Raw genomic sequence first — 14,560 nt, forward strand, 5'->3', positions numbered from 1 at the left:
GTCGAGGGGGTAAAAAACCCGTCCTTATGCAGTAACGACGGGTTCAGAAACCAGCAAATATACACATACGTGCATATCTCGGCGTGCGACGGAACTGCGGACGACGACGTGGCGAAGCGCGGTGACGTCAGCCACGGAGACGCTGGCTGTTGCAGGGATGACGACGGTGCTCGTCGGGGAGTAGTGACGAAGACGGCCGCGGAGGCGACGACGACGCGCGAGGAAGCGCGCACGCAGTCGGCGAGCGCCGAGGACGACCCGTACTCGGTGCTAGCGAGTGTCACGGGTGCGAGGACGAACCGGGAGTCAGGAACGCGGGTTCGTTCTCGCCGCAGACGGCGAGAGAGAAGACAGAGACGGTCGGAGACCGTCGAGAGTCGTTAGTTGTCGCCGGACTTCGACTGCCAGGCGTAGCTCCGACGCTTCTTCGACTTACCGAAGCCGCAAGACGAGCAGACCTTCTTCTTCACGTGGTAGGACTTCTCGCCGCAGCGACGGCACTTGACGTGCGTCGTCTTGTTCTTCTTTCCTTGGCTGGGGGTTCCTGCACCCGTCATGCTTTGATGGTGACGACGTTATCGCCGCGTATAATGGTTGTGTCTTGGACTTGCTCGAGTTCGATATCCCCGGGCACGGTGTCTTCGTCCAGCGCTTCTTCGAGTACGACGTTCATGTGCTGGTCGTAACCAGCGAGGACGCCGAAGTACGCGTTTCCGTCCTTGAGGAGAACCGTCACCGGCTCGTCGAGTGACGCTTCGAGGACGTCGAGGGGTCGGCCGCTCATGCATCAAATCCGTCTCGTAGTTGTCTTAAAGGTGCCGGACCGACAGTGCTCGATAGCGTCAAACCTGGTCGTTCGAAGGCGAAATCGTCGTCGAACGGACAGGTGACCGCGAATCGAGCGAGAGATTCCCACGGGTACGGGCGTGCGGACGCGGTGAACCCACGTAGTTTTTAGTACCCCCGTGAGTAGAACTCAGTACCAGAAACCCGCGGGTAAGTGCGGGCGCGCCCAGTTCGACCGGTTCGGGCCGTCTCGTACGCGGGGTCATTCGACCGACGAGCTGCAAGACGCCGGGGCCGGTGGCCCCCAGACACCCGTCTTTCCGTGAGCACCTTCGCCACATCGTGGCTTTCGATGCTCGGAATATCGAGACACAAACCATGGAAATCGAAATCGCAACCATAGGCGGATACGAAGAAGTCGGCCGTCAGATGACGGCCGTCCGTGCCGGAGACGACGTCGTCGTCTTCGACATGGGTCTCAACCTGTCGCAGGTCCTCATCCACGACAACGTCGAGACCGAAAAGATGCACAGCCTCGACCTCATCGACATGGGCGCTATCCCGGACGACCGGGTCATGAGCGACCTCGAAGGAGACGTGCAGGCCATCGTCCCCACGCACGGCCACCTCGACCACATCGGGGCCATCTCCAAGCTCGCCCACCGCTACGACGCCCCCGTCGTCGCGACGCCCTTCACCATCGAACTGGTGAAACAGCAGATCGAAGGCGAGAACAAGTTCAACGTCAACAACGACCTCGTCAAGATGGAAGCCGGGTCGACGATGTCCATCGGTGACTCCGGACAGGTCGAACTCGAATTCGTCCACGTCACCCACTCCATCATCGACGCCATCAACCCGGTCATCCACACGCCCGAGGGCGCAATCGTCTACGGTCTCGACAAGCGCATGGACCACTCGCCGGTCCTCGAAGACCCCATCGACATGAAGCGCTTCCGCGAGATCGGCCGCGAGGGCAACGGCGTCCTCGCGTACATCGAAGACTGTACGAACGCCGGCCGGAAGGGCCGCACGCCCTCCGAGTCCGTCGCGCGCCGCCACCTCAAAGACGTGATGACCTCCGTCGAGGACTACGACGGCGGCATCGTCGCGACGACGTTCTCGTCGCACATCTCTCGGGTCTCCTCGCTCGTCGAGTTCGCCAAGGACATCGGCCGTCAGCCGGTCCTCCTCGGCCGCTCGATGGAGAAGTACTCCGGCACCGCCGAGCGCCTCGGCTTCGTCGACCTCCCCGACGACCTCGGGATGTACGGCCACCGCAAGTCCGTCGACCGCACCTTCAAGCGAATCATGAAGGAGGGCAAGGAGAACTACCTGCCCATCGTCACGGGCCACCAGGGCGAGCCGCGCGCGATGCTCACCCGCATGGGCCGCGGCGAGACGCCGTACGAGATCGACGACGGCGACAAGGTCATCTTCTCGGCGCGGGTCATCCCGGAGCCGACGAACGAGGGCCAGCGCTACCAGTCCGAGCGCCTCCTCCGCATGCAGGGCGCGCGCATCTACGACGAGATTCACGTCTCGGGCCACCTCCGCGAGGAGGGCCACTACGAGATGCTGCAGGCGCTCCAGCCCCAGCACGTCATCCCGGCTCACCAGAACCTGAAAGGCTTCGCTCCGTACGTGGACCTCGCGGAGAGTCAGGGCTACGCCCTCGGTCGCGACCTCCACGTCACGCGGAACGGCAACATGATCCAGCTGGTGGAGTGATGACTCCCGACGCGACGGAAAAGCGGGTGCTTGAGGCGATTCGCGAGCGACGCGAACTCGTCAACGAGGCGCTCGACGAGGACGTGCCGATGGCCGAGCCCGAGCGGCTCTACGAGGCCTCCCGGTACCTCCTGCAAGCCGGCGGCAAGCGCCTCCGGCCGACCGTCTCACTCCTGACCGCGGAGTCCCTCGCGGACGTCGAACCGATGTCGGAGGACTACCGGGCGTTCCCGACGCTCGCGGGCGACGCCATCGACGTGATGGTCGCGGCCGTGAGCATCGAAGTCATCCAGTCGTTCACGCTCATCCACGACGACATCATGGACGACGACGACCTCCGTCGCGGCGTCCCGGCGGTCCACAAGGAGTACGACAACTCGACCGCCATCCTCGCCGGCGACACGCTGTACGCCAAGGCGTTCGAACTCCTGACGAAGACGGGTGCTGACCCCGCCGACGGTCTCGAAGCCGTCCGCCGACTTGCGACCACCTGCACGCAGATCTGCGAGGGGCAGGCGCTCGACATCGAATTCGAGCACCGCACCGAGGTGCTCCCTGACGAGTACCTCCAGATGGTCGAACTGAAGACGGCGGTTCTCTACGGGACCGCCGCCGCCGTTCCGGCGGTCATCATGGGCGCTGACGACGAGGTCGTCGAGGCGCTCTACCAGTACGGCATCGAGTCCGGGAGCGCGTTCCAGATTCAAGACGACGTGCTCGACCTGACCGTACCGTCCGACCAGCTCGGCAAACAGCGCGGCTCGGACCTCGTGGAGAACAAAGAGACCATCATCTCGCTCCACGCGCGTCAGCAGGGCATCGACGTGGACGACCTCGTCGACGCCGAGACGGCCGAGGAACTCACCGAAGACGCCGTCGAAGCCGCCGTCGCCGAACTGAACGAGGCGGGAAGCATCGACTACGCCCGCGAGATGGCCGAAGACCTCACCGAACAGGCCAAGTCGCGGCTCGACGTCCTCCCGGATAACGAGGCCCGCGACCTGCTGTGCGACATCGCGGACTACCTCATCACCCGCGGCTACTGAACGCGCGGCGCGCTCGCCGCAACCCGCGAACCGCGGCCGTGCGCTTTTCTCTTCGAACCGCTCCGTCCCCGAGTCGCGCCGTAACTCATATTTACTCTGAAGTGCTAACATATGACGTACCCCTGCCCGCGCGAGGACCCTTCCCCGCAATCCGGGCCTGTTTTTAGGCGCGCCGCGGAAGCGAACGGTAATGGACGACGAGCTTCGAGAGCGCATCGAGCGAGAGGCCGAGAAGCACGCGCTTCTCAACGCGGTCAAACACGACAGCGACGCCGACGTGGGCGCGATTATGGGTCCGCTGATGGGCGAGAACCCCGACTTCCGACAGCACGGCGGCGAGATTCCGGGGCTCATCGGTCCCGTCGTCGCCGAGGTCAACCGGCTGTCCGCCGACGAAAAGCGCGAGCGACTCGAAGAGCTCGCGCCCGAGGAACTCGCCGAGATGGAAGCCGAGGAGGAAGCGGACGACGCCCTCCTTCCCGACCTCCCGAACGCCGAGGAGTACGACGAGGTCCGCATGCGCGCCGCGCCGAACCCAAACGGCCCGTGGCACCTCGGCCACGCCCGCATGCCCGCGGTCATCGGGACGTACAAGGAGATGTACGACGGCTCCTTCCTCGTCCGGTTCGACGACACCGACCCGGAGACGAAGCGCCCGGACCTGACGGCCTACGACGCCATCCTCGACGACATCGACTACCTCGGGTTCGAGCCCGACGACGTGATTCGCGCCTCCGACCGGGTGGAGACGTACTACGATTACGCCCGCGAACTCATCGAGATGGGCGGCGCGTACACCTGTTCGTGTTCGGGCGAGGAGTTCTCGAACCTGAAGAACGACGGGAAGCCCTGTCCGCACCGCGACAAGGACGCCGAGACGACCCGCGAGGAGTTCGAGGGCATGGTCGCAGGCGAGTACAGTTCGGGCGAGATGGTCCTCCGCGTCAAGACCGACATCGAACACAAGAACCCCGCGCTCCGCGACTGGGTCGCCTTCCGCATGATAGACACGCCGCACCCCCGCGAGGAGGCGGCCGACTACCGCGCGTGGCCGATGCTCGACTTCCAGTCGGGCGTCGACGACCACCTCACGGGCGTCACCCACATCATCCGCGGCATCGACCTGCAGGACTCCGCGAAGCGCCAGCAGTTCGTCTACGACTACTTCGGCTGGGACTACCCCGAAATCGTCCACTGGGGCCACGTGCAGGTCGACGCCTACGACGTGAAGATGTCCACGTCGAGCATCAAGGAACTCATCGACGCGGGCGAGGTCGAAGGCTGGGACGACCCGCGCGTGCCGACCATCAAGAGCCTCCGCCGCCGCGGCATCCGCGGGCAGGCCATCGTGGACGCGATGGTCGGCCTCGGCACCTCCACCTCGAACGTCGACCTGTCGATGTCGACGGTGTACGCGAACAATCGCGACCTCGTCGACGACGAGACGGACCGGTACTTCCTCGTTCGAGACGGAGAGGAGTTCGCCGTTGAGGGCGGCCCAGACAGCGCCCACCCGCCGCTCCACCCGAGCTTCGAGGAGCGCGGCACCCGCGGCATCCCCGTCGGCGACAGCGTCCGCCTCGAATCGGGCGACGTGCCCGCCGAGGGCGAGCGCGTCTGGCTGAAGGGCTTCGGCGCGGTCCGCCGCGAGGGCGACTCGCTCGTCGCCACCGGCGACGACCTCGACGTGGTCCGCGAGGGCGACGTGGCCGTGATTCACTGGGTCCCGACCGACGGCGTCTCGGTCCGCATGCGCACCATGGACGGCGACGTGACGGGCGTCGCTGAGCCCGACTTCGGCGACGTGCCCGAGGACGAACTCGTCCAGTTCGAGCGCGTCGGCTTCGTCCGCGTGGACGACCGCGGCGACGACGAGACGGTCGTCTACTTCGCGCACAAGTAAGCCGAGCGACGGACAGTCGCTCTCGACACGAACACTCGTTTTACCCACCCGCGCCTAAGGAGTCGTATGACCCTCCTCGACCTCACCCGCCGCGTCGAAACGGGGATGCCGACGTACCCCGGCGACCCGCCAGTCACAGTCGAGTCGCACGCCGACTTCGACGCCGACGGCTACCGCGTCTCGCGGCTCGAACTCGGAACCCACGCGGGCACGCACGTCGATGCCCCCGCCCACACCGAGCCGGACGGCGCGACGCTCGACGACTTCCCGGTCGAGGACCTCCGGTTCACCGCTCGGGCCATCGACTGCCGAGACGCGGGGGCCCGCGGCCGAATCGGACCGGACGCGATTCCAGAACACCTCGAACCGCGTGTGGACTTCCTCGTGTTCCGGACCGGCTGGGACGACGAGTGGGGAACCGAGCGCATGACCGACCACCCGGCGCTCGCGCCGGAGACAGCCCGTGCCTGCGCGGACCGGGGGCTGTCTGTCGGTATCGACGCGCTCAGCCCCGACCCGACCGGCGGCGACGACGTGCCCGCCCACCACGCGATTCTCGGGGCGGGCCTCCTCGTCGTCGAGAACCTCCGCGGGTTGGACGCGCTCCCGACCGACCGGACGTTCGACCTCTACGTCATGCCGCTTCGGGTGGACGCCGACGGCGCGCCCGCCCGGGTCGTCGCCGACGCGGAGACGGGGCTGATTCGGCGTCGAGACGAGCGGTGAGTCGGCGGGAACCGGGGGGAACGCGAAACCGGTCGGCGCTCAGACCACCACGGTCAGGACGAACCCGACGAGCATCGAGAACGTCAACAGGGCCTGTACCGCCGCGGTGGCGAGGACGCCGACGGTGGCGACGAGGGCGCGCCGACCGCTCTCTTCGGCGTCCTGATGGTCGAGGTATTCGAGGGCGAAGACGGTGCCCGCGACGCCGACGAAGATGCCGAGCGGGCCGATGAGGAACATGAGCAGGAAGCCGGCGACGCCGGCGATAATCGACGTTCGAGTCGACGCGCCGCCGAACCGTGCGGCGACCATCCCGCCGGCGTAGTCGGTGACGAGCGCGACGAGGCCGACGAGGGTCAGCCCGACGAACGCGATGGGACCGGGGTCCGAAAAGCCGGACGCCACCCAGTAGACGACCACACCGAGCACGGACAGGAGCGCGCCGGGGAGAAGCGGGAGCACGCTCCCGACGACGCCGAGGACCAGGAGGGCGAGCGCAATCCAGAGGAACACGTCCATACCGGGGTGGTTCGGGCCGGGGGCTATTCACCCCACCGAGTGGGCGCGTCGAGACTGCGGCGGGAAACGGTGAGTGTAATGGGCCACCGATTCGCGCGCCGCGCGACCCGGTTTCGCGCCCGTTCGGGGGATAGTTTATTGCCTCTACCGGAATATGTCACTAAGAGTCATGGCTATCGACCCGCAGTTCGAGGCAAACAGAGAGAAGGTCGGAGAGGAAAACGGCGTGGCCGTCTGGGGACCGGTCGAACCGCCGGAGAAACTCGGCATCCACGGCACGCACGTCGCGGTGGACTTCGACATCTGTCTCGCCGACGGGGCGTGTCTGGAGGACTGCCCCGTGGACGTGTTCACGTGGGTCGACACGCCCGACCACCCCGAGTCGGACATCAAGGCCGAACCGACCCACGAAGACCAGTGTATCGACTGCATGCTCTGTGTCGACGTCTGCCCGGTCGACGCCATCGACGTCGACCCCGGGCGAGCGGGACGCATCTGAGGGAAGAAACCCCGATTTTTTGCGGGTGACGCCGCCGCCAGCGACGCCGCCGAGCGGCGCAGACGTTCCGGCCACCTAGTACAAAAGATTATTATGAATATGAGCTAGCATTAACTGGAGAGTGTTCTCAATGCACATGGTGGTACTTACCAAAGGCGTGCCCGACTTCCGGGAGGGCCAGGTATCGTTCGACGAGGACGGGCATCTCGAACGGGGAAAGACGCCCACAGTGATGAATCCGAACGACCGCTTCGCGCTGGAGGCGGCGCTCCAGACGCGGGTTCGACACGGCGGGCGAGTGAGCGTGATGAGCATGGGTCCGCCGGGGTACAAGGAGGTGTTACAGGAGGCGATGGAGACGGTGTACGCCGACGACCTCCACCTCGTCTCGGACCGCGAGATGGCGGCCGCCGACACGTGGGCGACGGCCATCACCCTCAGCGCGGGCATCGAGACGCTCGGCGAACCGGACGTGGTGTTCGCCGGGTTCAAGACCGCGGACGGGGAGACGGGCCACACCGGCCCGCAGACGGACTGGTGTCTCGACATGCCGCTCGTCACGCACGTCATCTCCCTCGACATCGACGAGGAGGAGGGGACCCTGCGGGCCAAGCGACTGGTCGAAGGCGACATCGAGGAGATAGAGACAGTCGAGACGGAGCTTCCGGCGTTCGTCGTCGCGGACCCCGAGTTCGAGCCGTCGTATCGGACGGCGGGCGAGCGCCTGACGCTGAAGGACTTACGCGAGGAGACGAAGGCGCGCGCCGAGAACTACGAGGAGCACCTGACGGTGCGGGACCACGCCGACATCAACGTCGACCCGGACTACATCGGTCTCGACGGCTCGCCGACCATCGTCTCGTCGGTCGACCCGATTCCGAAGGCACCGGCGGAGCGGGAGGCGACGATGGTCGACCCGGACGACGCGGGGGCCATGCAGGACGTGCTGTCCGCGATGCAGTCGGCGGGCGACGGCGGCGACGCCGCGGCCGCGGGGGGTGACTGAGCGTGACCGACTTCGACCCCGGCGACTACGAGATTTCGGAGCTCGGCCCGGCCATCAAGGACATCGACGACCTCGGCGAGCTAGAGGAGATTCTGCAGGCGGAACACCGCGGGCAGAACCGCGCGCCGGCCGTCGCGCTCATCGAGAGCCGCATCGAGAAGTTCTCCGAGGACGACGAGGAGCCGGCGGACGCGGACGAACTGGACCTCGCGTCGATGAGCACCGCGGAAGTCGGGAACACCCTCCAGAACGTCGAGGAGGTCTCGGAGCTCGAAGCGCTCCTCGAACGCGAGGAGGCCGGCGAGAACCGCGACCCGGTGAAGCGACTCATCAGCAACCGCATCGACTCGGTGAAGGGAAGCGACGAGGAGGACACGGAAGTCGAGGTGGACGAACGGCCGCCCGAGGAGCGCCATCCGGACCTCGACCATCCGACCCGCGACAAGCGGCACGTCCGGTCGCTCCACGGCGGCGTCTACCGCGACATGTGGGTCTACTGCGAGACGCAGGCGGGCGAACTCGTGGACGTGTCCAAGGAGATGCTCGGCAAGGCCCGCGAGCTGATGGACGCGTACAACGACGACTACGCTGCCGACGAGCGGGTCGTCGCGGTGCTCATCGGCTCCGACGTGTCGAAACACGTCGAGGACGTCATCGCCTACGGCGCGGACGTGGTCGTCGTCCGCGAGGACGCCCGGCTCGAACGCTTCCAGCACAAGCCGTACACCGAGATATTCTGCGACATGGCCCGCGCGGGAGCCACCCACCAGAACTTCGAGGTCACGGACGGCCGCGACGAGTCGTGGCGCGACTACGACAAGCCGCGGTACGTGCTGTTCCCGGCGACGAACAACGGCCGGGACCTCTCGGCGCTCGTGCAGGCCGAACTCGACTCCGGCCTCGCCAGCGACTGCTCGGGGCTGTACATCACGGAGGAGGTCATCTCGAACCCGGTCAAGACCGGCGTCGCCGGCGAGAAAAAGGAGTTCCAGCGCGTCCTGCACATGAAGCGCCCGGACTTCTCGGGCTTCGAGTACTCGACGATTCTCTGTATCGACAACCCGACGCGGGAGTTCCACCCGCAGGGCGCGTCTGTCATCCCGGGGAGCTTCGACCTGCCCGAACCCGACGCCGAGCGCGAGGGCCTCGTGGTCGAACACGACGCCCCGCTCGACGACGACTGGTTCCGCGTCACCGTCACCGACTTCGACCGGCTCGACGAGGGCGTCGACCTGACGGGCCACGACGTCATCGTGGCGGTCGGCCGCGGCATCGGCGACGACCCGACGAAGGGTATCGAACTCGCCTTGGACCTCGCCGACCAGTTCGAGGACGCCGACGTCGGCGTCACCCGCGGCATCGTCACGGGGTCGTTCAACTTCGACGGCCACGTCGAGCAGTACACCCACGAGGACCGACAGATAGGCGAGACGGGACAGGTCGTCGCGCCGAAACTCTACGTCGCGGCGGGTATCTCCGGCGCGGTCCAGCACAAGGTCGGCATGGACGAGTCGGACACCATCGTCGCCGTCAACACCGACCCCGACGCCCGAATCCGCGACTTCTCGGACTACTTCATCGAGGGCGACCTGTTCGAAGTCCTCCCGAGGCTGACGACGGCGCTCAAGGAGGGCCGGTTCGAGGCGGCGGTCGCCAGCGACGGGGGGCGCGCGGCGTCGACGCCGCCGACCGGAACGCCCGACGCTGGCGCTGGCGCTGGCGCGGACGACAGGGGTGAGTCCCGATGAGCGACTACGAACACTACGAGGCGCTCGTCGTCGGGGCGGGTCCCGGCGGCGCGGCGGCGGCCGCGACGTTCGCCAACTACGGCATCGAGACGCTCGTCCTCGAACGCGGCGTCGAGGCCGGGTCGAAGAACGTCTCGGGCGGGCTCATCTACGCCGAGGAGTCCGCGCCCTACACCATCGACGACCTCTTTCCGGGCTTCCGCGAGGCAGCCGCCGAGCGGCCCATCACGAAGTACCGCATCCACAACATCGCCGGCGACAAGGTCGAGTCGTTCGACCTCACCGACCTGCACGAACACGACACCGAGTGGTCCGACTCGGTCCTCCGGCGGAAGATGGACTCGTGGCTCGAAGACCGCGTCCACGAGCGGACCCGCGAGACCGGCGGCGGCCTCCTGACGGGCGTCCACGTCAACGGCCTGCTCCGCGAGGAGGGCCGCATCGTCGGCGTCACGCTGGACGAACTCGACCCGATAACCGCCGACGTCATCGTCGCGGCCGACGGGGTGAACTCCGAACTCGCCCGCGACGCGGGCCTGATGGACTGGGACGAGCCCGACGAGTGGTTCCAGGGCGTCAAGGCCGTCGTCGACATGCCGGAGGACGCCATCGCCGACCGGTTCGACGTGGCCGACGACGAGGGCGCGGCCCACCTGTTCTCGGGCGACCTGTTCGAGGGCGTCCGCGGCGGCGGCTTCCTCTACACGAACCGCGACACGCTGTCGCTCGGAACGGTGTTCCACCTCGACAGCCTCGTCGCCGAGGAGGCCGAGCCGCACGAGTTACTGGACGGGCTTCTGACCCACCCGCTCCTCGCGCAGTGGCTCGGCGACGACTACACCGAACTGGAGTACAGCGCGAAGCTCGTCCCCGACTCGAAGAAGGTCGCCCTGCGCGAACCGCACTTCGGTCGCCTGCTCCTCGTCGGCGACGCGGCCGGCCAGATGCAGGCGCAGGGGCCCATCATCAAGGGCATGAACCACGCCGTCACCGCCGGCGCGCTCGCCGCGGAGTCGTACGCGCAGGCCAAATCGCGCAACGAACCGGAGAAGGCGGGGACGCGCTACGCCCGCAAACTCCGGAGCGAGGGCGTGATGAAGAAGCTCCGGCCCCGCGGCTACGAACTGCTCCGCGGCGTCGCCGAGGACGACGGCGTGACCGGCGTGGTCGATTCGGTGCTCACCTCGGCGGTCGGGCGCGCCGGCGTCCGGGCGCTCTCGGGGCGGCTCGAACGCCTCTACAACGTCCCGACGCTGTCGGCGCTGATGCCGGACACGCGGACGCCCTACGTCACGCTCCCGACGGTCATCGCCGAGGAGTTGGGGACGCGAGTGCGCGAGACCAACTCCGTGACGCCGCCGGACCTCGAAGCCCGCATCGGCGGGCTGACCTACGACACCGACATCGGCAACCCGCACATCACGCTCCGCGACGAGTCCTACGAGGCGAGCGGGGCCGCGGTGGCGGCCTGTCCGGTCTCGGCGGTCGACTTCGGCGGCGGCTGTTACCGCGAGGAGGTCGTCCGGACCAACGGCACCGAGGAGCGCGTCGTCAGCCTCGACACCCAGCCCTGCGTCGAGTGCGGCACCTGCGCCGTCGTCGCCGACACCGAGTGGACCCACCCGCGCGGCGACAAGGGCGTCGAGTTCAAGTGGGGGTGACGGGGGTGCGAAGATGAGCCGCGACGCGACCCATTCGGACGCCCGCCCCGTCGCCGACGGTCGCGGTGCCGAGGAGCGCCACCCCGAAGACGTTCGGTTCGGGGAGCGCGCCAGAGCCCTCGCCGCCGAGGCGCGGGAGGCGCGGGAGTCGTTCGACCCGCCCTCGAATGCGCCCGCGACGGCGTCGGCCCCGCGGTCTCGCTGTACGTCAGCGCGCGGACGGGCGACCGGCTGGTCTCGTTTACCGGCGAGGAGTTCGAACTTCTCCACCGGGCGATGAACGACTGGCTCGCCATGTACGCCCGGTGCTACGGCGTCGACCTCGACGCGGACTTCACGGTGCGCGAGGCCGCCGAAGTCCTGCTTCGGACCCACGACGTGGTCGATACCGCCCAACTCTTGACCTGCGTCCCCGAGCGGCGCTGAGGGGGCCGCGGCCCCGTTTCACCCGTCGGTGCCGGCGACTCTCGGCGAACCCGACACGAACAACAATTATTAATCATGAGTGTGATTGAGTACCATGGAAGTAACTGACAGTCTCAACTTCGGACACAAAGACCGCAAGGACATCTACGAGTACATCGAGCGCAACGGGACCGTCCGCGAGGACGAGGTGCGGCGGGCGCTCAACTTCGAGCCGGCGGCGCTGGGGGCGCATCTGACCGTCCTGCGACGCGACGGCTACATCCGAAAGGTCGGCAACCACGTCGAGGTGGCTTACGCGCCCGGCGAGGAGGAGACGGTCGAACTCGGCGACCTCGACGTGACGATTCGGATAGCCCAGAACGTCGACCTCGAAAGCCTCGTCGACGCCATCCACGAGGTCGCTGACGAGGGCCGGTACATCGAGGCCGAGACGGTCGCGGACCTGCTCGACCACGAGGAGGTCGTCCTCCGACACAACGAGGTCAGTTCCCGGATGGTGTTCGTCGCCACCGTCGGCGACGAACTCGCCGGCTGGGTCCACCTCGACCTGCCCGAGGCGGAGAAACTGAGCCACACCGCCGTCCTGACGGTCGGCACGCGACCGGAGTTCCGCGGCAACGGCATCGGGAGCAGACTCCTCGACCGCGGCGTCGACTGGGCGCGCGAGCGCGGCTTCGAGAAGCTCTACAACAGCATCCCGGCGACCAACGAGGAGGCAATCGCGTTCCTCGAAGGCCACGGCTGGGAGACCGAAGCCGTCCGCGACGGTCACTACAAGATAGACGGCGACTACGTCGACGAAGTGATGATGGCCGTCTCGCTCCGGTGAGCGCGGACTCGCCTCGCTCCTAACCCCGAATTTCTGCGCGTCGTCGCCCCCGCCAGCGAGGCGTGGGTCTGCGACTGCCCCGCGTGCGACCGGTCGCGCGACCACCCGACCGGCTTACGACCAGTCGTCTTCGGCCCCGTCGAGGGGTTCGGCGACGACGCCGTCCTGCTGGACGAGCGCCCTCGCGTGAGCCGTACAGACGTCCCTGTCGGCGTCCAACGGCACGTAGAGCCTGACCGCCGCGACGTTCTCGCAGTCGGGTTCGCTACAGTCGGCCATACGGGGAGCGTCGGCTCCGACGACTATCGGTGTGTCGGCGAGGGGGCGACAGACTCGCCCTCCGACCTCCGGCCGTCACCGGAACCGCTCGCGCTCTGCGCGGGCCGCGTCGGTGCCGTACTCGTCGACGAGCGGTTCGTAGGCGTCGCCGAGCGCGCGCATTGCACCCGCGGTGGAGTGGAAGTCGAGTTCGTCGGCGACGGCGTCCCACGAGTGCGTCTGAAACACCTTTCGGACGAGCAGGCGCTCCTCCCGGGGCGTAAGCGACGCGCGCTCGGGGTTCGTGAGGTGCGCGAGGCCGAGTCGCCGGAACGCGCCGGGGGCGGTCGTGTAGAGTCCCGGCCCGTACGACGCGCCCACGACGACGCGCCACTCGTACTCGGAGAGGTCCGGTTCGGCGGCGGTGTCGACGGCGGCGAGGGCGGCCCGCGCCACGTCGGCGTCGAGGTCCGAGAGCGCGTCGCCGAGCACGTCGCCGACGCGGCCGAGGAACCACTCGGCGTGGCGGTCCCGGAGGTCGCGGCCGGCGGGCGACAGGGGGCGCATCATGAGCGCCGAGTACTCGCCGCTGGTGTCGTTTCTGGTGGTCGAGAGGTGGACCGTCCCGTAGCCGTTGTCGCGCCAAAACGAGAGGAGCTCGGGCGTCGCGCCGAAGCCGACGCCGAGGTAGTCCGCGTCGCCCGCGAACTCGTCGCGTACCTCCGAGAGGAGCCGCGAGCCGAGGCCGGACGACCGGACGGCGTGGTGGGTGGCGATGCGCATCACGCGGTAGCCGACGGGGACGCCCGCCGCCTCGTCGCGGAGTTGGCTCGTGAACACGTCGGGGAGCATGTTCCCGCGGATGCGGCCGCCGTCGTACATGTGCCGGCGGGTGTCGGCGTCGAGGCCGCCCTCGCGGGCGAGGAGCGCGACCGAGACGACTCGGCCCTCGTGGGTGAGCGCCCGGAGCGTCAGGTTCGGCGCGTCGAGGAGGCGGGCGAGGTCGTCCGGTTCGGTCCGGTAGTGCGCGAGGACGAGCAGGCCGAACGCCTCGCGGAGCAGGTGTTCGTCAGCCAGCAGGTCGTCGGGCGAAAGCGCCCGGTAGGAAACGGTATCGGGCGTCGCGTCCGCGACGAGCTGGTCGACCGGCGGCCGAGCGTCGAGGAGGAGCGCGCGGAACGTCCACGACTCGACGGGGTCGCCGGCGGCGTAGCGAATCGGGTCGTCGAGGCGCGCGTCGGTCACCTCGCGGTCCGCGTCGGCGAGGCGGTCGCGGAAGCGGACGGCGAAGCCCCGGCCCGCGCCCTCGTAGCCGCGGACGGTCGTACAGAAGGCGACCGCGGGCGCGGCGAGGAACGATTCGAGGAGCCTGACGGGCAGGGCGGCGGCCTCGTCCACGACGAGCGCGTCGGCGTCGGCCGC

13 protein-coding genes and 2 pseudogenes are annotated in these 14,560 nt (G+C 67.9%); 10 read left to right on the forward strand and 5 right to left on the reverse strand.

The window, feature by feature from the left end; genetic code table 11:
- Positions 1–380 precede the first annotated feature (380 nt).
- Complete coding sequence (locus BN996_RS04860; RefSeq protein WP_004042936.1) at positions 381–557, reverse strand: 50S ribosomal protein L37e; 177 nt, start codon at positions 555–557, stop codon at positions 381–383.
- The gene (locus BN996_RS04865) at positions 554–784 is read right to left on the reverse strand and encodes an LSM domain-containing protein (RefSeq protein WP_004042938.1); all 231 of its coding nucleotides are present in this window, start codon (positions 782–784) and stop codon (positions 554–556) included. The genes BN996_RS04860 and BN996_RS04865 overlap by 4 nt, the downstream gene beginning before the upstream one ends.
- Positions 785–1,164: 380 nt before the next feature.
- Between BN996_RS04865 and BN996_RS04870 the strand changes: the two genes are divergently transcribed.
- From BN996_RS04870 to BN996_RS04885, 4 genes are all read left to right on the forward strand, one after another.
- On the forward strand, positions 1,165–2,517 hold the full coding sequence (locus tag BN996_RS04870) for a ribonuclease J (protein WP_004061394.1): 1,353 nt from the start codon (positions 1,165–1,167) through the stop codon (positions 2,515–2,517).
- On the forward strand, positions 2,517–3,563 hold the full coding sequence (gene idsA3, locus BN996_RS04875; protein WP_089777431.1) for a geranylfarnesyl diphosphate synthase: 1,047 nt from the start codon (positions 2,517–2,519) through the stop codon (positions 3,561–3,563). The genes BN996_RS04870 and idsA3 overlap by 1 nt, the downstream gene beginning before the upstream one ends.
- Before the next feature lie 190 nt (positions 3,564–3,753).
- Positions 3,754–5,466 (forward strand): glutamate--tRNA ligase, encoded by a 1,713-nt coding sequence (locus BN996_RS04880; RefSeq protein WP_089777432.1) that lies wholly within the window; start codon positions 3,754–3,756, stop codon positions 5,464–5,466.
- Positions 5,467–5,532: 66 nt separating this feature from the next.
- Complete coding sequence (locus BN996_RS04885) at positions 5,533–6,192, forward strand: cyclase family protein (protein WP_007275186.1); 660 nt, start codon at positions 5,533–5,535, stop codon at positions 6,190–6,192.
- Positions 6,193–6,231: 39 nt separating this feature from the next.
- On the opposite strand, the gene BN996_RS04890 is transcribed toward BN996_RS04885, so the two are convergent.
- On the reverse strand, positions 6,232–6,711 hold the full coding sequence (locus tag BN996_RS04890; protein WP_089777433.1) for a DUF456 domain-containing protein: 480 nt from the start codon (positions 6,709–6,711) through the stop codon (positions 6,232–6,234).
- Positions 6,712–6,880: 169 nt separating this feature from the next.
- Here BN996_RS04890 and BN996_RS04895 point away from each other — a divergent pair, with 169 nt between their 5' ends.
- The 6 genes and pseudogenes from BN996_RS04895 to BN996_RS04920 all read left to right on the forward strand — a co-directional run bounded on the left by BN996_RS04895 (position 6,881) and on the right by BN996_RS04920 (position 12,880).
- Positions 6,881–7,210: a 4Fe-4S dicluster domain-containing protein gene (locus tag BN996_RS04895; RefSeq protein WP_004969399.1), complete on the forward strand. Its 330-nt coding sequence runs from the start codon at positions 6,881–6,883 to the stop codon at positions 7,208–7,210.
- Positions 7,211–7,340: 130 nt separating this feature from the next.
- Positions 7,341–8,216, forward strand: coding sequence for an electron transfer flavoprotein subunit beta/FixA family protein (locus tag BN996_RS04900; RefSeq protein ID WP_089777434.1), 876 nt, complete (start codon positions 7,341–7,343; stop codon positions 8,214–8,216).
- Positions 8,217–8,218: 2 nt separating this feature from the next.
- Positions 8,219–9,964: an electron transfer flavoprotein subunit alpha/FixB family protein gene (locus BN996_RS04905; protein ID WP_089777435.1), complete on the forward strand. Its 1,746-nt coding sequence runs from the start codon at positions 8,219–8,221 to the stop codon at positions 9,962–9,964.
- Positions 9,961–11,625, forward strand: a complete 1,665-nt coding sequence (locus BN996_RS04910; protein WP_089777436.1) for an FAD-dependent monooxygenase — start codon at positions 9,961–9,963, stop codon at positions 11,623–11,625. Before BN996_RS04905 ends, BN996_RS04910 begins: the two co-directional genes overlap by 4 nt.
- Positions 11,626–11,638: 13 nt before the next feature.
- Positions 11,639–12,051: pseudogene (locus BN996_RS04915) on the forward strand (hypothetical protein).
- 94 nt (positions 12,052–12,145) lie between these two features.
- Positions 12,146–12,880: a GNAT family N-acetyltransferase gene (locus tag BN996_RS04920; RefSeq protein ID WP_089777437.1), complete on the forward strand. Its 735-nt coding sequence runs from the start codon at positions 12,146–12,148 to the stop codon at positions 12,878–12,880.
- Between the two features lie 114 nt (positions 12,881–12,994).
- Here the strand turns inward: BN996_RS04920 and BN996_RS20015 are convergent, their stop codons facing one another.
- Both BN996_RS20015 and tmcA read right to left on the reverse strand, forming a co-directional pair.
- The gene (locus BN996_RS20015) at positions 12,995–13,159 is read right to left on the reverse strand and encodes a DUF8014 family protein (RefSeq protein ID WP_167344107.1); all 165 of its coding nucleotides are present in this window, start codon (positions 13,157–13,159) and stop codon (positions 12,995–12,997) included.
- 75 nt (positions 13,160–13,234) lie between these two features.
- A pseudogene (gene tmcA / locus BN996_RS04925) lies at positions 13,235–14,560 on the reverse strand (tRNA(Met) cytidine acetyltransferase TmcA); the annotation flags it as partial.

This window comes from Haloferax massiliensis, from assembly GCF_001368915.1.
In the GTDB taxonomy this organism is placed as follows: domain Archaea; phylum Halobacteriota; class Halobacteria; order Halobacteriales; family Haloferacaceae; genus Haloferax; species Haloferax massiliensis.

Bases quoted from the DNA above. Each gene is read 5' to 3' on its own strand.
- BN996_RS04860 (WP_004042936.1), bottom strand. From the start codon at position 557: ATGACGGGTGCAGGAACCCCCAGCCAAGGAAAGAAGAACAAGACGACG.
- BN996_RS04865 (WP_004042938.1), bottom strand. From the start codon at position 784: ATGAGCGGCCGACCCCTCGACGTCCTCGAAGCGTCACTCGACGAGCCG.
- BN996_RS04870 (WP_004061394.1), top strand. From the start codon at position 1,165: ATGGAAATCGAAATCGCAACCATAGGCGGATACGAAGAAGTCGGCCGT.
- idsA3 (WP_089777431.1), top strand. From the start codon at position 2,517: ATGACTCCCGACGCGACGGAAAAGCGGGTGCTTGAGGCGATTCGCGAG.
- BN996_RS04880 (WP_089777432.1), top strand. From the start codon at position 3,754: ATGGACGACGAGCTTCGAGAGCGCATCGAGCGAGAGGCCGAGAAGCAC.
- BN996_RS04885 (WP_007275186.1), top strand. From the start codon at position 5,533: ATGACCCTCCTCGACCTCACCCGCCGCGTCGAAACGGGGATGCCGACG.
- BN996_RS04890 (WP_089777433.1), bottom strand. From the start codon at position 6,711: ATGGACGTGTTCCTCTGGATTGCGCTCGCCCTCCTGGTCCTCGGCGTC.
- BN996_RS04895 (WP_004969399.1), top strand. From the start codon at position 6,881: ATGGCTATCGACCCGCAGTTCGAGGCAAACAGAGAGAAGGTCGGAGAG.
- BN996_RS04900 (WP_089777434.1), top strand. From the start codon at position 7,341: ATGCACATGGTGGTACTTACCAAAGGCGTGCCCGACTTCCGGGAGGGC.
- BN996_RS04910 (WP_089777436.1), top strand. From the start codon at position 9,961: ATGAGCGACTACGAACACTACGAGGCGCTCGTCGTCGGGGCGGGTCCC.
- BN996_RS04920 (WP_089777437.1), top strand. From the start codon at position 12,146: ATGGAAGTAACTGACAGTCTCAACTTCGGACACAAAGACCGCAAGGAC.
- BN996_RS20015 (WP_167344107.1), bottom strand. From the start codon at position 13,159: ATGGCCGACTGTAGCGAACCCGACTGCGAGAACGTCGCGGCGGTCAGG.